This is a genomic window from Gephyromycinifex aptenodytis (genome assembly GCF_012277275.1).
Lineage (GTDB): Bacteria > Actinomycetota > Actinomycetes > Actinomycetales > Dermatophilaceae > Gephyromycinifex > Gephyromycinifex aptenodytis.
On sequence record NZ_CP051155.1, the window covers coordinates 2,624,760 to 2,644,635 of the forward strand.

Sequence of the window (19,876 nt, forward strand, 5' to 3'; positions counted from 1 at the left end):
TTTGACGACTTCGCACGATTCCCACGCCGACCTTCGGTTCGACACCCATGCCGTGCACGCCGGACGTGCCGACATCGCGGCTACCGCGCACGTTCCCCCGATCGATCTGTCCACGACCTACCCGGTCACCGACCTCGAAGCCGGCGGGGCCGCCTATGAGGCGCTGGCCACCGGTGGTCGGCCGCCGGAGGGTGCCAGCCTGGTCTACCAGCGGCTGTGGAACCCCAACGTCGCCCGCTTCGAGGACGCACTCGCAGAGCTCGAAGGGTGCGATGAAGCCGTCGCGTTCGCCTCGGGCATGGCAGGCCTGTCGGCAGTGCTGCTCGCAGCGGTACACGCCGGGACCCCGCACATCGTGGCGGTGCGCCCGCTGTACGGCGGCAGCGACCACATTCTTGCCTCGGGACTGCTCGGCACCCGGGTCACCTGGGCTCGCCCCGATGCGATTGCCGAGGCCATCGAGGCCGACACCGGCCTGATCATCGTGGAGACCCCCGCGAACCCGACCCTGGAACTGGTCGACATCGCCGATGTCGTCAAGCAGGCCGGCCAGGTGCCGGTACTGGTCGACAACACCTTCGCCACACCCGTGTTGCAGAACCCCAGCGCCCAGGGCGCGACGTTGGTCATGCACTCGGCCACCAAGTACCTAGGCGGGCACGGCGACGTGATCGCCGGTGTGATCGCGGCGACCTCGGAGTGGGCTGTCCGGATGCGCGCGGTTCGCGCCGTGACCGGTGCGTTGCTGCACCCGTTGGCGGCTTACCAGTTGCACCGCGGGTTGCAGACGCTGCCGATCCGCGTGCGCGCTCAGCAAGCCGGTGCGCAGGCCGTAGCGGAGGCACTCGCAGAGCACCCGGCGGTGGCACGAGTGCACTACCCGGGCCTGCCCGGCAACGACTCTCGTGGCCTCATCGGCACTCAGATGAGTGGGCCGGGAGCGATGATGGCCATCGAGATGGCTGGTGGATTCGAGGCCGCCGCTCGGGCAGTGCAGCGCACCAAGCTCGTGGTGCACGCGGTTTCGCTGGGCGGGGTAGACACCCTTATTCAGCACCCTGCCTCACTGACCCACCGGCCGGTTGCCGCTGAGGCAAAGCCGGGCGCCAACGTGCTGCGCCTCTCAGTCGGGCTCGAAGACCCGGCCGACCTGATCGCCGACCTCACGCAGGCGTTCAAGGACTGAGCCAGCCCCTCTCGGGTTGACCCCGGCGAGCCGTCACTGGCCCACTTCCGCGAGCCGTCACCGAAAAGTGACGGCTCGCGGGGTGCGTGCGGCGAGCCGTCACTTCGCATCGACGGCTCGCGGGGGACCCACACTGCGAACCCGGCGCCCGTCAGGCGTCGGACTCTGCACCCGGCGGGGCGCCGCGGTTAGCCTGGGGCCATGGCGCAGCTGCTCATCGTGCATCACTCGCCGACCCCGTCAATGCGGGCATTGACCGAGTCGGTCATCGCCGGGGCACGGGATGAATCCATCACGGGCGTGCAGGTGCGCCCCGTGCCCGCCCTGGAAACCACTGCAGCGGATGTTCTGGCCGCAGACGCCCTGGTGTTGGGGACCCCGGCCAACTTCGGATACATGTCGGGTGCGCTCAAGCACTTCTTCGACTCCACGTTCATGCATATCGGTGGCGCACCGGACGCCGAGCGGTCCACAGAAACCAACGCCGGTGGCGCGCTGCCGTTCGGGATGTACGTGCACGGTCGCCACGACACCACCGGTGCGGTGCGCTCGGTGACGAGCATCGTGGGTGCCCTGCCGTGGATCCAGAGCGCTCCCGCGCTGGAAATCATCGGCGACGTGAGCGCGGAGCACCACGAGCGCGCCTACGAACTCGGAGCAACCCTGGCGGCCCTCATCAGCCAGTGACGCCTCGCCGCTGCTCGGGCGCTACCTCGACTCGGACGCGAGGGCGCCAAGCGCGGTGAACCCCGCACGGTGAAGGCGCTGAGGGGGTCGATTCGGGTGCGCAGGCCAACGCTGTGGCAGCGCCGGGCAACCGAGGATCTACCGTTGAGGGATGACGCGCCCACTGCTCGTCCTGGTCCACGGCACCCGTTTCGATTCCCGCGCGTGGGACGGTTACGCCGAGCTGATCCCTGATGCTGACGTCGTGGCAGTCGACCTGCCCGGGCACGGTCGGCTCGCAGGCCAGGACTACACGAGCGAGGCTGCCGTGCAGGTGGTGGTGGACGCGGTCCGCGAGCACACCGCCGAGAATGAGAACCGCGCGGTCGTGCTGGCGGGGCACAGCCTCGGCGGCTACGTCATCGCCGAATACGCCTGCCGGTACCCGCACCGCCTGGATGCGCTCGTGCTCATCGGCGCCTGCGCCGACCCCGCGCGCCATCCCCGGCTGTCCTCCCTTTACTCGGGGTTCGCGCAGTTGCTGCCGCGCGTCGGTGCCGAGCGGATGGCAGGGGTCGCTAACGGTGTGATGCGTCGAATGGGGATGAACGAAGACGCGATCCCGGACGCCACCGGGTACGCGGTGACCCCGCAAGCGTGGGCCAGCGTGCTCGCCGAAGCGACCCCCGAGCACCTGCGGGAGCTGACCTGCCCCGTCTTCTTAGTGGCGGGACGATTCGACCAACTCGGGATCGACATCCGCCATTACGCCCGCGTCTGCGCTGACCCTCGGGTGCGCATCATCGAGCGGGCCAGCCATTTGGCGCCGATGACCCACGTCGAACAGGTGGCGGCGATCATGCGTGAGGCCATTGAGTCGTGCAGGAGGTAACCCGGGGCGGTAACCGCCGCGTCCGCCAGCGGCTACCAGGTCCCGCTGCCGCGCCGAGCGGACCTCAGCCGGCGGCCGATTCCCAATAGTCGGTGAGGACCGCTGCTGCTAGTTGGCCCGCTCGACAGACCGACATCGGGATCTGGTGAAACCGGGAGCGAGGCAGCGGCGCGTCGCAGAGCCGACTCGTTCGTTCCGCATCCCAGTCGACGAGCACGTACCAGGAGCCGTCCTCGCAGCACACCTGACGTACCGCCCCGACCGCGCAGATTTCCTGCCGCCGGGACAGGTAGGCCCAGATGAGGTCGCCGCGCTGCATGGTTCGGTAGCCGGTGCTCAGACACCACCGCTGCACGGGTTGGGAGCGGGCGATGGCCGCCCAGATCGGCCCGGCGTCCGGGCGGACCCGCCAATCGGGGGGTTGATGCTCCAGATGGGCGCCGGGATCGATCGGCAGCAGCCAATGCGTGCGCCCGGCAGTCGCCCCGGTTCTCCTCGGGGCGTCCGGCTCGGCCCGTTCGGGGGTCACTCGTGGGCCGGGGAGGGGCGAACTCATGTCGGCACTTTAGGTCCAGGGCTGCCCCCTGCTCCTGCGCGGTGGGGTAAGTCCGCAGCACGAAGCAGGGGAGAGCCAGGTCAGAAACCTGTCGGCAGGTGCGGGCCGTAGGGCTCTTCGAGCCGGTGGATCTCCTCCTGGCTCAGGTCGATCTCCAGGGCAGCCACCGCGTCGGGCAGGTGGTGGGGTTTGGTGGCGCCGACGATCGGGGCTGTCACCACCTCTTTGCTGAGCACCCACGCCAGCGCGATCTGTGCCATCGCCACGCCGCGTTCGCGCGCCACCTGCTCCACCGCCTCAACGACGGCGGCGTCCGAGTCGGTGTAGAGCGTCTTACCGAACGCGTCGGTGTCGCTGCGCGTCGTGCTCTGACCCCACGGCCGCGCCAGACGCCCACGGGCCAGCGGACTCCACGGCAGCACCCCCACACCCTGGTAGGCGCACAGACCGTGCATCTCGCGTTCTTCTTCGCGCTGGATGAGGTTGTACTGATCCTGCATCGAGATGAAGCGCGTCCAACCGCCCAGGTCAGCAGCGTGCTGCATCGTGGCGAACTGCCACGCCCACATGGAAGAGGCGCCGATGTAGCGCACCTTGCCCGCCTTGATGACGTCGTGCAGCGCCTCCATCGTCTCCTCGACCGGGGTATGCGGATCGAAGCGGTGGATCTGATAGAGATCGATGTAGTCGGTGTCCAGGCGCCGCAGCGAGGCGTCCACCTGCTCCAATACAGCCTTGCGCGACAGGCCGGAACCACCGGGGCCGGCGTGCATCCGGCCGTTGAGCTTGGTTGCCAGCACGATGTCCTCGCGCCGGGAGTGCTTAGCGATGGCGCGGCCCACGAACTCCTCGGAGCTGCCCATCGAATAGATGTTTGCGGTGTCCCAGAAGGTGATGCCCAGATCGATCGCCTGGGCGAAGAAGCTCTGCGAGGTCTGCTCATCCAGCGCCCAAGGGTGCCCGCCGCGCGCGGCGTCGCCGTAACTCATACACCCCAACGCGATCCGGCTGACGCGAAGACCAGAAGAACCAAGCCGCACAGTTTCCATGCGCCCACCCTAGGGTGGTGGCCTGCCGGTAGCTTCCATCAGCGCAGCAGGATTCGCCCCCACGCGCAGCGACTACCGCCCCGTGGCACCAGCGGTGTCTGCCCGGTGCATCACGTCCAGGATCACGACGTCCGTCTGCTGCATCCCGTCGTGGGCGATCCGCCCGACGTTCTCGATCGTCTGCTGCGGGTCTGGCCCGAGAACACCGACGCCGGCCTCGAAATGGCGCCCGGCCGCGACCAGGTCCAGGGAGGACAGCGCAGCCTCCACCGAAATCGACACCTTCGCTGCGCACGAAGGCTTGGCCCCGTCGCAGACCATCCCGCCGGTGGTGGCCAGCGAAGTCTCCAAGGTCTGCAGGACCTGCTCATCCGGCAGTCCTTGCAGCCAGGCGATGCCTGCCCCGGCCGCGGAGGCCGCCGACGCGGCACCGCAGAAAGCGGACAGTTTGCCGATGCGCTGCTTCTGCAGGATCGCCAACAGGTTCGAGACGAGCAGCGCGCGATACAGCTGCTGCTGACTCGAGTGCAGCGCCTTCGCGTAGGTGATGACCGGTAGTGACGCGGTGATGCCCTGGTTGCCCGAACCGGAGTTGATGACCACGGGCAGGCTGCAACCGCCCATCCGGGCATCCGAGGCCGCGGCGGCGCGAACCCGGGCGTCATGCCTTGGGCCGCTGCCCCCATTGGCGGCCAGCGAACGCCCGATTCCGGCCGCGTACTCGGTTTCCACGCCGGCGTCGGCGATGCGCGAGTTGAGGTCGATCTGCCGTTGCAGGGCTGCCACCAGGGCTGGCTGGGCGGCCAGGTCGATGCTACGAGCGAAGTCGAGCACCTGTTGAGGCTGCAGGCGAGGACTCGGCTGAGCTGCCGGCTCGCTCTGCGGGCCCGCAGCGGGGGAGTCCTCTGCGGGTCCAAGCTGCACGCCGTCGCGATATAGCGAGGCGAATCGGGTGTGCTCGTCGATCAGTTCGACCGATGCGCTCGATGCTTCAGTCCTCACCTCGGCCCGCACGTACAGACCGGTGAATTCCGAGTTCAGTTCTACCGAGACGTTGCCGCGGGCCACGAACTGCATCGCAGCCTCGATGTCGTCGTCGTCCACCTCGCCCAAGCATTCCAGCCCTCGCTGCGCGTCACCGGCGAGCATGCCGAGGGCGGCCGCAAGGTCCACGCCGTGACGGCCGTGGGTGCCGGGGATGATGACTGAGCGCGCGTTCTTGTAAACGTTCGCGCTCAGCGTGAGCGTGAGGCTGCGCGGCTGCAGCGCCAGCACCTCACGTGCTTTGGCGCATGCCAAGGCGATCGCGATCGGTTCGGTACAACCCAGCGCCGGAACGAGCTCGGCGAGAAGCAGCGCGCACAGCGCTTCTTGGTGCGCATCGTCCATCGGGTCTGCCCCTCATGCGTTCTGAACTGCGGTGCTTTCCAGGCTACGGCGCGCCCGCAGTCACGTACGTGAATTGGACGGATTGTCGGTTGCGCGGTGGCTGGCCCGGCGGGTGTGTGCGCAACTCAGCCGTCTGCAGCGGCGTTCGGTGCCGGCGATGCCACGGGGTCCCCGCCTTGCGCCGACAGTTGCGCCGAGGCGAGTAGATCGTGCGGGGACATGGGCCGCCCGTAAAGCCAGCCCTGCACCATCGGGCAACCCAACTGTTGCAGCAGCTGTGACTGCTGCGGGGTCTCGACTCCTTCGGCGACCACGTTGTGGATCCCGAGGCTGGCCAGGAGGTCGATGACGGCCCTGATCTGCCGAGGAGCCGCGTCGTCGATGCAGAGTCGGTCGATCAGCGACTTGTCGAGTTTCACGCTGTCGATGGGCAGCCGCAACAAGGTCTCCAACGTGGCGTAGCCGGAACCGAAGTCGTCGATGCACACACCGGTACCCTGCCGACGCACCTCTTCCAGGGCCTCCACCACGCCGGCGCCCCGATCGATAAGCAACGTCTCGGTGATCTCCAACTTCAAAGCACCACCCGCCAGGCCTGCGGCGCTGAGCGCCTCACGGACCGTCTGCACGAAGTCCGGTTGCAGCAGTTGCGCGGGGGAGATGTTGACCGAGACCTGCGGAGCGTGGCCAGGCATCGCTGCCCGCAACCGGGCCAGCTCCAGGCATGCCTGGCGAAGCATGAAATCCCCCAACTCACCGATGAGTCCATGCTGTTCGGCCAACGGAATGAACACCTTTGGTGAGACCTCGCCCAGTTCCGGATCCCGCCAACGCGCCAAAGACTCCCAACCGATGAGGCGGGTGTAATTGGTACCGCCCATGATCGGCTGCAACTGCAACGTGAACGACTTGTTGCTGATTGCTTCGTGGAGTCTGGCCCCGACCGCGGCCGTGTAGCGAGTCCGCGTGGCCAGCTCCTCCCCGAATAGCACGCATCGGCCGCGCCCGAGCTGCTTGGCCTCGTACATGGCCGCGTCAGCCCGTCCCAGCAGTTCGTCTCCGGTTACCGACTCCTCGGGGGCAACCACCGCGACACCGATCGAGGGCGAGAGACGGTGCGCGCTGTGGGGGCCGATCCGCAGCGGCTCCTGGAAACACTCAAGGACCCGATCGGCCAGCTTCATTGCTTCGGCGGCCGAGTCGGTCGGGGTCAGGATGACGAATTCATCCCCTCCGAAGCGAGCGAAGACGACGTCGGGGCCCAGCCGTGCCTTCACCCGGGATGCGATGTCTTGCAGGAGTACGTCCCCGGCGCCATGCCCCCAGGTGTCGTTGACGTATTTGAAGTTGTCGCAGTCCAGGTAGATTGCGGCGCTGCCGTGCGACGACTCGGCGGCAAACTTGATCCTGCGGTCGATCTCCTCCATCAACGAGGCCCGGTTGACCAACCCCGTCAAGGGGTCGTGGGTGGCGCGGTGATGGCTCTGCGTCTCGGCCTGTGTGAGCGCGGCCATCGTCCACGACAGCCGTACGAACAGCAGGGCGAGTTGGAGGGTGATGAGTGTTACCCGAACGACCATGTCCAGGATCCCGGTCACCTGCACCGCCGCCGCCAGCAGTACTGGTGAGATGGTGAACAGGATCAGGGCCGGACCTCGACCGCTGCGGTGTTTGTCTGGCCCGCCGGCGTACGTCCCGAGCTGCACCACCGAGGGGTGCGTGGCGGCCAACGCCAGGCACAAGTAACTCACCAGGTAGCCGGCCTCAGCATCAGGCAGGCGCCCGCGCAGAAGCATCACCTCGGTGTAGGCGTAATAACCGTCTAGGAAGAATTGAACCGTTAGCGCTGCCATCAGCCAGTTGAGAGCAGGGTTGAAGCCGCCGCGCCGCAAGCCCAGATGCACACACAGCACGAAGACCAGAACATCAGCGACCGGGTAAGCCGCCCACACCAGGCCAGAAGGCAGCAGGGCCCCGTTTGCTACCGGTGCGAGCGCCCATGTCCACACTCCCAAGGCCACTCCGACTGTGGCTGCCAGGGCGTCCAGGGCTGTGTAGGGACCTCGTTCGCTGCCCAGGCGGCGAGAAAGCAAGACCAGCCAGGTGAAGAGAAGCGCGTAAGAAGTGAAGTAGAGAAAATCCAGGGTGTCGAAGGGGCCGAGGGCCAACGTACTCGGCCACGGCAGCAGCGCCGGCAACAGGCATAACCCACTCGCCATCTGGGCGACCCACCGCGGCCGTGGCTGGGCTCCGCGCAGGAGCGGCCCGAAGGAGAACGCCAGGATGAGGCAGCCAGCGGTTACGCAGTGGAGCGTCTCCATGTCGTTGCCTGGGGCTACGAAGGTGCACAGGGTTACCGCCGCGACAACCACCGCGATGGTGAGCCGTGCCACCCGCGCACGCGGCGAGAGCAAACGAGCCTGCGGGTCCGCGAACCCCCGCCGACGTGTGTGGGAGGGGGTTGCCGCGGTCACGGTCGGTCGAGGAAAGCGGGGCAGTCCAGGGCGCGGGCGGCCTCGACGGGTTCTCCGAGCAAGAACCCCTGCGCCCACTCGAACTCGCATTCGCGGGCCAACGCCAGCTGCTGGGGGGTCTCCACGCCGGCGGCGACGAGGGGCAGCTCCAACTCGTGCACGGCGCGCGCGATGTCAGGTACGGCTGCGATGCCCGAGGGAGTCGAAAGCTTCCGGGGATGCAGTTTGATGATGTCCACCGGCGTTGCGGCAGCTGCCATGAGGATGTCGAGGTCCTTGGCGGTGAAGCCGTCCAGGCAGAAGGAAACCTCCGCGTCCTGGAGTTCGCGTAGCCGCCCCCGGACCGAGTCCTGGCCAATGAGGCGGCGGAAGATATCGGTGGTGATGTCCAGGAACAGCCGGTCGCCCGGTACGCCGCGTCGGGTCACCGCGTTGACGACATCGCGCACGAAGTGGGGGTGGGCGATGAGGTCCCAGGACATGTTGAGCGAAAGGACGAGTTCGCGGTGCCCGTCCTGTTCGCGCCAGCGCGCCAAATGCCCTAGAGCGTCATCCAGGATCCACAAGTCGATGTCGCGCATCGTGCCGGATGCCCTGGCGGCACTGAAGAAACTTGAGGGCAACTCGGCGTTGCCGTCGCTTGCGTTGAAGCGCCGCGCCAGCGCCTCCACCCCTTGAAGTTTGTTTGTGCGCAGGTTGTAGAACGGCTGGAAGAAGGTCGCCAAAGGGGCGCTCTGATCATCGACGGCAGAACGTTCTGCCCGATCGTCGAGGGGGTTGTTCACCGTTACCTGCCTTCAGCGCTTGGCGTTCCACCAATGGATGGGTCCACTTGGTCTGTTCGACACCCCGAGTGAGGATCTGAGGCAGTCACGAGGTCTTGTGGCGCCTGCGACAGCTGCCGAGTCAGGTGCCGCCAGTCACAGCATAGGTGGGGTGTAGGCGATCAGCGATTCCTGCCCGACCCAATATGGCGACCGCCCACCGGCGTTGGCTATCTACCCTGGTCGGGTAGGGCCACCGGTGGGCGGTCAGGTACTGCGTGAAGGATTGTCAGCGAAGCAGCGCCACGAAGGTACCGGCGATGATCGCCGAGGTGATGACACCGCTGATGCTGGCGCCCAAGGCCGCCGGCATGATGATCGCTGCCGGGTTTTCTGCTCCGGCCACCTTCTGGGCCACCTTGGCGGTCGTGGGGACGCAGCTCACACCCGCGATGCCGACGACGGGGTTCACCTTGCCACCGGTGGCGAAGTACAGGATGTACCCGCCGAGGATTCCACCCAGCGCAGAGATCAGCAGCGCAAGCATGCCCAGCAGCAGGAGCTTGAGGACTGCCGGGTTGAGCAGGGTTCCGGCCTCACAAAGCGCGCCGAGCGTCAGTCCCAGGAAGAAGGTCGCGCCGTAGAGGAAGACCTTGCTCATCAGGTCCTGGAACTGCACGATCCCCGATTCGCGCACCGCGACACCGACGAACAGCGACAGGAACAACGGCGCAGCGACCGGGAACAGCAGCGACAGCAACGTCGAGATACCCACCGCGAAGGCGAGTTTCTGCCCGGAGGTGATGCGTCGTTGCTTACCGGGCGGCATAGGCAGGCCGCGCAGCTTGGCCGGGATGAGCCAGCGCACCAGGTACGGGAAGGCGCCGTAAGCCAGCCCGAGGTAGAGGTAGCCGACCACGGTAATGGGCACGAACAACTCAGGGGCCAGGATCAGGGAGGTGAACAGCACCATCGGGCCATCCGCGCCCCCGATGGTCGCCACCGAGGCGGCCTCGCCGGGAGACATCCCCAGGGCCAACGCCAGCGGGAACACCGCGAAGGTACCCGCCTCCGCGCACAGGGCGATGAACATGCTCTGGAACGGCCGCGCCATCACGTACCCGACGTCCAGGAGGACGCCGATGCCCATGAACACCAGGCAGGCGATGAGCCCGTTGCTGAACATGAACGTGTAGATCGGTTGCAGCCAGTCGATCTGCAATGCGTTCAGAACGTCGTCGGATTCAGTGACGAGCGGGTCGACGAACAGCGTGCCCAAGCGCTTGCCGTCAAGGACGAGAACGCCCGCGTTGACCGCGGACATGCCCATCCCCATCGGGATCATGAGCAGCGGCTCAAGGACTTCCTTCTTGCCGAGGTAGACCAGGGCGAACCCGAGGAAGATGAGCACGATGCGACCGATCGCAACGCTCGGGTCCTGCATGAAGAGCGTGCCGATGCCCTGGAAGATGTTGCCGAGGTCGGAAAGGCCCACGTCGACAACCTCAGGAGAGGGTGAGGATCGCGGCGCCGGACTCGACGGCGTCGCCGACGGTGGCCTCGATGGTGGCCACGGTGCCGGCCTTGTCCACGACGATGGGACTCTTGAGCTTCATCGCCTCCATGACCGCGACGACCTGCCCGCTCTTGACGCTGTCGCCGACCGCGACGTTGAGCTCGGCCAGAACACCGCTCATCGGGGCCAGGACTGCTGCCCCACCGCCGGCCCCGGCGGCTGGAGCGCTGCTGCCCCCGCCGGTTGAAGCCGGAGGTGCTGCGGGCGCGGCCGTGGGTGCCATCACCGGTGCGGTGGCGTTGGAGGGAACCATGGAGCGGTGGTCGGGGTAGAGCTGGTTGCCGGTGTCCGTGAGGTCTTCGACGGTCACGTCGTAGGCGTGCCCCTCCACCGTCACACGAAGGTGTCGCTGCATCGGGTCGTCACTCCTTGTTCTGGGCTTGCGAGAGTCTGAGCGGTTGGAGCGGTTGCCCGCGCCGTTGTGGTTGGGTCATCGCCTCAACGCATGGTGCGACCCACGTTGTGGGAACCGTGGTGAGCCTGGCGGCCTTCGGAGCTCCACACCCCTGCTCTGCGAAGCGGTTCGATATGCACGATGACGGCGCTGTCATCGAAGACCGTGGACACCGCAGCCGCGATCGCCGCGATGTGGGCCGGCTTGTGGTTGCCGGCCGTCTGATCCTGGGCCTGATCCTGGGCCTGGGCAGGCGTCGCTGAGACGGCCGCGGCCTTGACGGCCGCCGCGTGATCTGACTGGCGACCGAGCAGGCCCACGAGGCCGCTGATGACGACCGCGACGAGCATGGAGACGACCAGCACGATGATCAGGACAGTAAACGTCATGCTGTAGTACATCGGCTCACCTGCTTTCCTGAGCGTGATGCGGGCTCACAGCGGAATGTTTCCGTGCTTCTTCGCGGGCCGCAGCTCGCGCTTGCTGAGCGTCTTGCGCAGGCTCAGCGCCAGCGCAGCTCGGGTCTCGGAGGGGTCGATGACGTCGGTGATGTAGCCGCGTGCTGCCGAGCGGTAGGGGGTGGCGTGCTCCTCGCGGTAGCGCTGCACGAGTTCCACCCGCTTTGCCTCTGGGTCCTCGGCCTCCTGCAGCTCGCGCTTGTACAGGATGTTCGCCGCGCCTGCCCCGCCCATCACCGCGATTTCAGCGTTCGGCCAGGCGTAGACGTAGTCGGTGCCCATCTCTTTGCTGCACATGGCTAGATAGGAACCGCCGTAAGCCTTGCGCAGGATGACGGTCAACTTCGGCACCGTGCCCGAGGCGTAGGCGAACAGCATCTTGGCGCCGTGGCGGATGATGCCGCCGCGTTCCTGTTCGATGCCGGGCAAGAAGCCGGGGACGTCCACCAGGGTGACGAGGGGGATGTTGAAGGCGTTGCAGAACCGGATGAACCGGGCGCCCTTGTCCGAGGCGTCGATGTCTAGGGCCCCCGCCAGGTGGGTCGGCTGGTTGGCGATGATGCCCACAACCATGCCTTCGATCCGTGCGAAGCCGACGATGAGGTTCTGGGCGAACTGGGCCTGGACCTCCAGGAGGTAGCCGTTGTCGACAATGCGGGTGATGACGGCCCGCACATCCATCGGCGTCGTGGGGTCGTCTGGGACGAGGCCGTTCATGCCTTCGTCGCGGCCCAGACGTAGGTCGGCGACCAGGTCGTGGGGCGGGTCGTCGGTGTTGTTGGGCGGCAGGAACTCCAGGAGCGCCTTCACGATGCGGATGGCGTCGTCGTCGTCTTCGGCTAGGAAGTGCACGTTGCCGCTGACACTGGCGTGCATCTGTGCGCCGCCGATTTCTTCCATCGTCGTCTGTCGACCGGTGACGGACTTGATCACGTCGGGCCCGGTGATGAACATGTGGGCGTTCTGCTTGGTCATGATGATGAAGTCCATGAGCGCGGGGGAGTATGCAGCGCCCCCGGCGCACGGGCCGCAGATGACGGCGATCTGCGGGACCACGCCCGACATGAGCACGTTGTGGTAGAAGACTTTTCCGTAGCCGGAGAGGGCGTCGACGCCCTCTTGGATGCGCGCGCCAGCCGACTCCTGGAAGGCCACCAGCGGCACCCCGACCCGGGTGGCGGTCTTCATGGTGTCGATGATCTTCTTGGCGTGCATCTCACCCAGGGAACCTGCCGCGACCGTGGCGTCCTGGGCGAAGGCTGCGACCAGCTGCCCCTTGACGTAACCGGTTCCGGTGACGACGCCGTCAGCGGGGAGCTCTTTGTCGCCGAGTTCCACGGAGCGGTGATGGACGTGCAGCCCGGATTCTTGGAAGGTGCTGCGCTGGAAAAGACGGTCGAGTCGCTGCCGCGCGGTCAGCAGGCCTCGCTCGCGTCGCTTGAGCACGGCTGCTTCGCCGCCTCCGGCCTCAGCTTCGAGTCGCCTTCGTCTAAGTTCGTCGCGATCGTTCTGCGGCATTGCTCTCTCCCCTCGCAGAGGCGCACGACTCATGAACGACCGATGTGCGGCGTTGCACGGCCTGGCGCTGGTCTGAATTCGACGATGACTGCTCAGCATCCACCGTACTGCCTCGCTCGGAGCATCCTTCATCCGGGACTTTGGGCCCCCGCTGCGGCAAGGACGGGGCGCGGCTGCGCCGGCGCACGGGCCGTTCGAATAGCAGAGGGGGCGTCGGGTCCCCGGTTTCAGCATTCTGAACAGCGGCGATACCGTCCCGGCGGATGAGGCTCCGGCGGGGCTAGGCTCCGAGGAGTTCGCCGCTGCCATGATGCGGCGTCACCTGACAGGAGAAGCAGATGCGTCTATCAACCCGGAACCAAATTCCTGGCAAGGTCGTCTCGGTGACCTCGGGCGAGGCGATGGCTGTGGTCAAGGTGGAGATCGAGGGCGGTCAGGTGTTGACCTCCTCCATCACCCTCGACGCGCTCACCGACCTCGGGATCGCCGTCGGTAAAGAGGTCAGCCTCGTCATCAAGTCCACGGATGTAGCTCTGGGCGTGGAGTGATCTGAAGCGGGGGTGCCTGCGTCGCCGGACGCCGGCGCCCCTGGAGGTCTCCCCGGTGTTCAGTCAGGAAGCTGTCGTGACGAGTAGCCAGACGTACGAGATCACCCCTGTCGGAGTGCTGCGCACCCCGTACCAGAGCGTGGCGCAGGCGCCCATCCAAGGCGCATTCGAGCCCCAGGGGGAGGCCACGCTGGAGGTGGGTGAGCAATACACCGAGGGGCTGGATGACATTGAGGGGTTCAGCCACCTCATCGTCGTGTACCTGCTGGATCGGGCTGGTGAAGTGAGGATGAAGCCCCTTCCGCTGCTCGACGACACACCGCACGGGGTGTTCGCCACCCGTAACCCGCGCCGACCCAACAAGTTGGGCCTGGTGGTGGCTTCCCTGGTGCGGCACGACGGTCGCACGCTTCACCTGCGCGGCGTGGACGCGCTGGACGGCAGCCCGGTCATCGACATCAAGCCGTATGTGGCCCGTTTCGATAGTTTTCCCGACGCGTCGGAGGGCTGGTTCGCGGGGCGGGAGAACCGGCCGAAGCCGCCTGGTCGAGAGTGACGCGCGGCTGCGGACGGGTGAGTCAGCCGGTGGTTCAGGGCTTCATCGTCATGACGAAGGTGCGTGAGGTCACGTTGACGTGGTGCACGCGCAGCCGGTAAGTGTGTCGCCCGGTCCACTTAGCGGTGAACCACACGGAGCCGCGTCCGTCCTTGTCCACCCACGCGGTGTTCACCCCAGTCCAGGTGCCCCCGACGAGACGTTCCAGGTCAGCGTCGTGCCTTTGGGCAGGGCCGTCGGGCCGAACTTCACCGACACTGCCTCCAGACGCGCAGCTGAGCTGACTCCCCGGCCGAGGCCGGCGTGGCCCGCCACATGCGTGACTGTCAGCGGACTCCCGTCATGACGAAGTTCGCTGAGGTGACGTCGCTGTCGGCGACACGCAGCCGGTAGGTGACTGTGCCGGCCACGACCGGGACGAAGGTGACGACACCTCGACCGCTGCCTCCGACCTGGCCAAACCCTGCGTCGTGCCAGGTGCGGCCACTGAGGCGTTCCAGTCGCAGACCCGTCCACAAGGGAAGCAGCGTCGGTCTGGTCCACACCGCAACTTCCTGACCCAGGCGCACCCTGGCGGGGGCGTTGAGGGGGATCGGGGTGCTCCACGGGTGGGGGGTGGTCAGCGTCGCCAGGTGTACCGGCCGGTTGCCGGTGTCGCGGGCCGAGGAGGTGACGCGCAGGCAATGTTCGGTCATCACAGGTGGGGCGTCGCCGATAGCGCTGCGGTGGCGGTTGGTGACCAGCACCGAGAACCGGCCGCGGGCGTCGGTGCGGGTGGGGACTCCAGCGTCGGGGACACCGCACTCCTTGCCCCGTGCGACGAGCAGGCGCACTCGCGGAAGGGGCGCGCCTGAGGTGGTGCGGACCTGACCGCTGACCCGGTAGGCGCGCTGGCTCAACCCGACGCGGGTGCGCTTATCCATGGAGAGGACCGGGGTGTCTGTCGCCGTCACCTGGATAGAAAGACCCGGAGAGAATCCATGCGGGTAGCTAGACCATGGGCAGCCGTCGTTGCCATTGGTGCTGAGGCAGTTATGCACGGCGCCGAAGTGCAGCATGCGGGAGGGGCCGGTGATGCGGGCGACTCCTTTCCATGTTGTGAGGTCGCCCTTGGTCGAGACCTTCTTCAGCGGTATGAGTGGGCCTTCCATCGTGGGATACACCCACTCCGACAGGGTCATATAGCCATCGCCGGGGTGCTGATACTCGCCGGGAAGAGGCCTGGTGGTCATGGTGATGGTCACCGGGGTGGTCTGCAGACCGTGCACCCTCACCTCGGAGCGGCTCGCCGAGATCTGCTCGACGATGAAGGATTCGTCAGTGTAGAAGTCATCCGCTCGGGCAGGGGCTGCGGTGATCGTGCCAGTGAGGACAGCAGCGACCACGGCGGCCGCGAGACGGGGGAAGCGCATGCGTATGGCATCGTCCCCGGGCGAAAACCGTTACCCGCGTGCGATGTTCCTTGTCGACAACAGACGCAAGGCGCCCGTCGACGGCGCTGGATCGCCGCCCGTGTCGTTGGGGGAAGCGCCGCCCCAGGACGAGGTTCGCTCCCATGGTGGAACGTCGCGGTGGGCTTTGCCGGTTTGGCAGGCACCGGCTGGTTGGCGCAGGCCTGCGGGGCCACCTGGTGCGGGCGGTTAAGCCCGGGATGAACCGTTGCGCCCTCGCGTGATGCGGGCAGCTCGCCGGGTGCGTCGCCGCTCGTGCCAGTTCGGGGTCTCGTCCTCGTCATCGAACCACCGTGCGACCACGACATCAGTGGAGGAGTGCAGCAGGATCGAGAGCACCACGGTGGCTGCGACGAGGTCGAAGACGAGTTGCGCATCAGGGATGCCCGAGCTGAGGACGTACAAGGCGTAGACGACCGAGGCGAACCCCTTCGGGCCGAACCACGATGCGGCCACTTGCTCGCGCACGGCGAGCCCGCTGCGCAGGAACGACACGGTCAGCGCGAGCGGGCGGGGCAGGAACAGCGCCAACACCGCGAAGACGACACCGGCGATCCCGATGTCAGTAACGATGCTGCGGGTCACCAGCGCGCCGAACACCAGCAGCGCGACCAGTTTCAGCAGCTCGGCGACGAGTTCCCCGAACTCCTCGAAACTCTCGTGTTGGCGTGGCCCCACCGAGGCCAGCGTGATGCCGGCCGCGAACGCTGCGAGGAACAGGTTGCCGTGGGTGGCCTGACCCAACGCCAACACGAGCAACCCGACGGCGACACCGGTCAGAGGCTCGTAATGGCCGGAGGCGGCGAACATCCGGGTGCCTTCCAAACGCACGACGACCCAGGGGACGACGACGCCGATAAGCAGCCCGACGACCAGTTCGATACCGACTTCGAGGGCGTGCACCTGTCCGCTGCTGCTCGCCGCGGCCAGCAGGACGATGACGAAGGGCAGCGCGAGCCCGTCGTTGACGCCGGACTCAACGTTCAGCAGGCGCCGCAATCGCTCCGGAACCTTGTCATTGCCGACCAGCGCTGAGGCGAACACCGGGTCGGTGGGCGAGAGAATGGCCCCGACGAGGAACGCGATCGGCCAGCTCATCCCCATTGCCAGGTGCGCCAGGACGGCCGTGAACAGAAGCGTCAGCGGCAACCCGAACAGCAACGCCCGCCCGGGTAGTTTCCAGGCCGAACGCAGATCGTGCCAACCGGCCTTCATTCCGTCCGTGAACAGCACCGCAAACAAAGCCAACTCGGCCAACTGGCCAACTATCTCGTCGTCCTGTTTGACGTCGAGAATGCCGAGGCCGCCGGTGCCCAGGGCGATTCCGGCGATGAGGAACAGCGCCGACGTCGACAGGATCGTTCGATCGGCAAGAGCCGAGAAGAGGACGGCCACGAGTAGGACTGCGGCGAACGCCAGGAGCATGAGTCGGCCTTCGGTCGATAACGGATCCCCCGGTCCTGCGCCCAAGGGCGCCCACGAGCCTACCGGCGCGCCCGCCCCCGGCCGAGGGCCGGGGGCGGGCGGATACGCCGTCGTGGCGGAGCACGATCACGCGGATAACACTGAGGCGCAGTTCAGCGTGACCCGGGCCTTCTGCTCGGTGTTCTGGGGCGCCGTCACGTGTCAGGGCAGCTGCTCAGCGCGAGTTCTGCACCCGTGGTCAGTGACTCGCGAGAGCCGTGGCCGCGTTGATCAGCGCCAGGTGGGAGAACGCCTGTGGAGTGTTGCCGACGAACCGTTCCTGATGCGGGTCGTACTCCTCGGACAGCAGACCGACGTCGTTACGCAGCGAGAGCAGCCGGTCCATCAGGGCCCGTGCCTCGTCGTGTCGTCCGATGAGGGCGTACGCCTCGACGAGCCAGAACGAGCAAGCCAAGAATGGGCTCTCGTCACCGGCCAACCCGTCGACGCCGGATTCGGTGCGGTAGCGCAGCACGAGCCCGTCGCGCAGGAGGGTCTCCTCGACCTTGGCGACCGTGGCCAGATAGCGCGGGTCGTCCGCGGCGATGAACCCGATCGGGGCCAGTAGCAGCAACGAAGCATCGACCTCGTCGGTCTCGTCGTGCTGGCGGAAATATCCGCCGGGGCCCACTCCGCGCTCCAGCACGTCGGCGCGAACCTCATCGCGGGCTTTGCGCCAACGTTCCACCGGGCCCGGCAGGGCATGCTTTTCCACGCCCTGAATGGCTCGGTCGAAAGCGACCCACACCATCGCGCGGGAGTGGGTGAAATGGCGGGCTTGGCCGCGGATCTCCCACAGACCGTGGTCAGGGCGATCCCATCCTTCGACCATGTCCTCGACCAGGGCCACCTGCAGCGCCCACGAGTCTTCACTTTCTTCCAGTCCGATGGTTCGGGCGGCCTGCAGGGCACTGAGGACTTCCCCGAGCACGTCGAGCTGGTGCTGTTCAGAGGCGCCGTTGCCCAGGAGCACCGGACGCGAATCGGCGTAGCCGGGCAGGTGGGGGAGTTCGCGCTCGGTCAGGTCACGGCGCCCGTCCACGCCGTACATGATCTGCATCCGGCTCGGATCGCCAGCGACGGCCCGCAGCAGCCAGTCGCGCCAGGTGCGCACCTCGTGCTTGTACCCGCATTGCAGGAAGGCCGACAGGGTCAGCGAGGCATCACGCAGCCAGCAGTAGCGGTAGTCCCAGTTCCGGGGACCGCCGAACTGCTCGGGCAGGCCCATCGTCGGGGCGGCGACGATTCCGCCGGTGTCACGGTCGGTGAGGCCGCGTAGCACCGCCAGCGACGTACGCACCGCTTCGGCATCACACCCGTGATAGGTGGCGCGGTCCGTCCAAGCGCGGAAGCTGGCCAACGTGCTCGCTTCTGCGCGCGCCACATCGAAGGGCGCCGGTGCATGCAGGTGAGATGGCCACCAGGACATGGCGAAGGTGAGGCTGTCCCCGGCTGAGACGCTGAACTCGTCGGCGTGCACGTGCCCGTCAGGGCGGGGCAGCCGTGGCCCACGCAGCAGCACCGAGTCCGGCCCGGCGGTCGCGACGAGCATCTCGCTCGCGCCGAGGTCGCTGTGATCGGTGACGCGGTGGATCCACGGGTAGTGCTGGCCGTACCCGAACCGCAGCACCCACTCGTGGCGCATCTCGACGGTGCCGTCCAGGCCGGTGATCCGCCGCACGATATGGGTGGAGTGCTCCCGGGTCGGCATGAAGTCTTCGACCTTCACCGTGCCGGTGTCGGTGGTGTGCTGGGTCACCAGCACCAACGTTCCAGGCTCGTAGGAACGCTTCGTCTCGGCCGGCCCAGTCGGTCCGAGGAGCCATCGACCGTTCTCGCGGGTCCCCAGAATCGCGGCGAAACACGCCTCTGAGTCGAAACGCGGCAGACACAGCCAGTCGATAGAACCGGCCCTGCTCACCAGCGCAGCGGTGCGCATGTCACTCAGGAGTGCGTAGTCCTCGATGGGCGGCTGAGATGCGTTCATAGGCTGACATTCCTTATCTGGGTGACTGTGCTGATCCGGGTGGGTGAGTGGTGGTGAAAGGCTCCGGGGTCGTTCTGCTGCCGTGTCGGAAGGTTCGCTGGTCCTTCAGTGTCACTGCACGAGCGAGGATCCGCACACGCAGGGACCAACCACCGTGGTCCTCGCGTTGGGCCGAACTCGGGCTGTCGGGCACGAGGCGCAGGTGCGCGCGCGATGAGTGGCCCGAACGAGCAACGGGGCTTGTCGGCGCCGGGGCGCGGCGCAATGATCTGGGTGGACGCATTGCCCCCGTGATGCCGGAGTCGGTGTCGGTGTCGGTGTCGAGCGATGTTGCGCGGCTCTTTGAGTCGTCAGGGGGATGGCAGCTAAAGGGAAGGGGATGCGATGAGTCTGGCCGATGGACCGTGGGGTGTATTGGCGCTGGCCCTCGTGCTGATCGGGTTGGTGTTGTACGTGATGCCCGTGATCTCCCGGATACCGAGGCTCGAGGCGCAGGTCCGCAGGCAGGGTGCGACGATCGACCAACTGTGCGCACGCCTGGGAGTCGAGTCGGCCAGCCTCGACTCGAGCCGCGACTTGGATGAGCAGGAGCGCGCCCTCATCGCGAAAGGGGAGAAGATCGCGGCGATCAAGCACCACCGCGAGCGCACCGGATCCAGCCTGAGCGAGGCACGGGACGCCGTCGAGGGCGGCATCGCCTGAGCCGGTGAGGGGGGCGGTAAGTCCCCGGACATCTGCGCCCACAATTCCTTCGCTGTCAGCCCACGAGCCACTGGGTCTGCAGTACTCTTCGGCCACAGAACCACGGCTCGTCGTACAAAGCGGGCGCGGTGCTGCGATGTCGGGCAGCGATCAGGGGGGTCTGCGCCCCGCGTTCGTGTTCGGGTGTCGACCCGCTCGTTCTCCTTCGGCGAGGACCTCAACCGGTCCCGCTAGCGGTTACCGCCG

19 protein-coding genes are annotated in these 19,876 nt (G+C 66.9%); 6 read left to right on the forward strand and 13 right to left on the reverse strand.

What is annotated here, in order from left to right:
- Position 1: 1 nt before the first annotated feature.
- The 3 genes from G9V96_RS11290 to G9V96_RS11300 all read left to right on the forward strand — a co-directional run bounded on the left by G9V96_RS11290 (position 2) and on the right by G9V96_RS11300 (position 2,744).
- Entirely contained in the window at positions 2-1,186 is a 1,185-nt protein-coding gene (locus tag G9V96_RS11290; RefSeq protein ID WP_210424398.1) for a trans-sulfuration enzyme family protein, read from the forward strand.
- A 201-nt stretch (positions 1,187-1,387) separates the two neighbouring features.
- Positions 1,388-1,873 carry an NAD(P)H-dependent oxidoreductase gene (locus G9V96_RS11295; protein ID WP_168583108.1) on the forward strand — a complete coding sequence of 162 codons (486 nt, stop codon included), beginning with the start codon at positions 1,388-1,390 and terminating at the stop codon, positions 1,871-1,873.
- A 151-nt stretch (positions 1,874-2,024) separates the two neighbouring features.
- Positions 2,025-2,744 (forward strand): alpha/beta fold hydrolase, encoded by a 720-nt coding sequence (locus G9V96_RS11300; protein WP_168583109.1) that lies wholly within the window; start codon positions 2,025-2,027, stop codon positions 2,742-2,744.
- Positions 2,745-2,808: 64 nt separating this feature from the next.
- Here G9V96_RS11300 and G9V96_RS11305 read toward each other — a convergent pair whose 3' ends face one another.
- The 9 genes from G9V96_RS11305 to G9V96_RS11345 form a co-directional block, all read right to left on the reverse strand.
- A complete protein-coding gene (locus G9V96_RS11305; protein WP_226913289.1) occupies positions 2,809-3,300 on the reverse strand; it encodes a hypothetical protein in 492 nt (163 codons plus the stop codon).
- A gap of 80 nt (positions 3,301-3,380) precedes the next feature.
- Positions 3,381-4,349 carry an aldo/keto reductase gene (locus tag G9V96_RS11310; protein WP_168583110.1) on the reverse strand — a complete coding sequence of 323 codons (969 nt, stop codon included), beginning with the start codon at positions 4,347-4,349 and terminating at the stop codon, positions 3,381-3,383.
- 72 nt (positions 4,350-4,421) lie between these two features.
- The gene (locus tag G9V96_RS11315; RefSeq protein WP_168583111.1) at positions 4,422-5,738 is read right to left on the reverse strand and encodes an L-cysteine desulfidase family protein; all 1,317 of its coding nucleotides are present in this window, start codon (positions 5,736-5,738) and stop codon (positions 4,422-4,424) included.
- A gap of 125 nt (positions 5,739-5,863) precedes the next feature.
- Positions 5,864-8,131, reverse strand: coding sequence for a putative bifunctional diguanylate cyclase/phosphodiesterase (locus tag G9V96_RS11320; protein WP_168583112.1), 2,268 nt, complete (start codon positions 8,129-8,131; stop codon positions 5,864-5,866).
- 77 nt (positions 8,132-8,208) lie between these two features.
- Positions 8,209-8,997, reverse strand: a complete 789-nt coding sequence (locus G9V96_RS11325) for an EAL domain-containing protein (protein ID WP_168583113.1) — start codon at positions 8,995-8,997, stop codon at positions 8,209-8,211.
- A 268-nt stretch (positions 8,998-9,265) separates the two neighbouring features.
- Positions 9,266-10,471 (reverse strand): sodium ion-translocating decarboxylase subunit beta, encoded by a 1,206-nt coding sequence (locus G9V96_RS11330; RefSeq protein ID WP_168583114.1) that lies wholly within the window; start codon positions 10,469-10,471, stop codon positions 9,266-9,268.
- Between the two features lie 10 nt (positions 10,472-10,481).
- Complete coding sequence (locus tag G9V96_RS11335) at positions 10,482-10,907, reverse strand: acetyl-CoA carboxylase biotin carboxyl carrier protein subunit (protein ID WP_168583115.1); 426 nt, start codon at positions 10,905-10,907, stop codon at positions 10,482-10,484.
- 83 nt (positions 10,908-10,990) lie between these two features.
- Positions 10,991-11,335 (reverse strand): hypothetical protein, encoded by a 345-nt coding sequence (locus G9V96_RS11340; RefSeq protein WP_168583116.1) that lies wholly within the window; start codon positions 11,333-11,335, stop codon positions 10,991-10,993.
- 45 nt (positions 11,336-11,380) lie between these two features.
- On the reverse strand, positions 11,381-12,922 hold the full coding sequence (locus tag G9V96_RS11345) for an acyl-CoA carboxylase subunit beta (protein WP_168583117.1): 1,542 nt from the start codon (positions 12,920-12,922) through the stop codon (positions 11,381-11,383).
- 338 nt (positions 12,923-13,260) lie between these two features.
- Here G9V96_RS11345 and G9V96_RS11350 point away from each other — a divergent pair, with 338 nt between their 5' ends.
- Together G9V96_RS11350 and tsaA are read left to right on the forward strand one after the other, a co-directional pair.
- On the forward strand, positions 13,261-13,470 hold the full coding sequence (locus G9V96_RS11350) for a TOBE domain-containing protein (RefSeq protein WP_168583118.1): 210 nt from the start codon (positions 13,261-13,263) through the stop codon (positions 13,468-13,470).
- A 76-nt stretch (positions 13,471-13,546) separates the two neighbouring features.
- Entirely contained in the window at positions 13,547-14,026 is a 480-nt protein-coding gene (gene tsaA / locus G9V96_RS11355) for a tRNA (N6-threonylcarbamoyladenosine(37)-N6)-methyltransferase TrmO (protein WP_168583119.1), read from the forward strand.
- 34 nt (positions 14,027-14,060) lie between these two features.
- Here tsaA and G9V96_RS11360 read toward each other — a convergent pair whose 3' ends face one another.
- From G9V96_RS11360 to G9V96_RS11375, 4 genes are all read right to left on the reverse strand, one after another.
- Positions 14,061-14,201: a hypothetical protein gene (locus G9V96_RS11360; protein ID WP_168583120.1), complete on the reverse strand. Its 141-nt coding sequence runs from the start codon at positions 14,199-14,201 to the stop codon at positions 14,061-14,063.
- Between the two features lie 151 nt (positions 14,202-14,352).
- Positions 14,353-15,438: a hypothetical protein gene (locus G9V96_RS11365; RefSeq protein ID WP_168583121.1), complete on the reverse strand. Its 1,086-nt coding sequence runs from the start codon at positions 15,436-15,438 to the stop codon at positions 14,353-14,355.
- A gap of 228 nt (positions 15,439-15,666) precedes the next feature.
- On the reverse strand, positions 15,667-16,902 hold the full coding sequence (locus G9V96_RS11370; RefSeq protein WP_168583122.1) for a cation:proton antiporter: 1,236 nt from the start codon (positions 16,900-16,902) through the stop codon (positions 15,667-15,669).
- A 238-nt stretch (positions 16,903-17,140) separates the two neighbouring features.
- Positions 17,141-18,928, reverse strand: a complete 1,788-nt coding sequence (locus tag G9V96_RS11375; RefSeq protein WP_168583123.1) for a glycoside hydrolase family 15 protein — start codon at positions 18,926-18,928, stop codon at positions 17,141-17,143.
- A 384-nt stretch (positions 18,929-19,312) separates the two neighbouring features.
- Between G9V96_RS11375 and G9V96_RS11380 the strand changes: the two genes are divergently transcribed.
- Positions 19,313-19,630: a hypothetical protein gene (locus G9V96_RS11380; RefSeq protein ID WP_168583124.1), complete on the forward strand. Its 318-nt coding sequence runs from the start codon at positions 19,313-19,315 to the stop codon at positions 19,628-19,630.
- Positions 19,631-19,876: the final 246 nt, after the last annotated feature.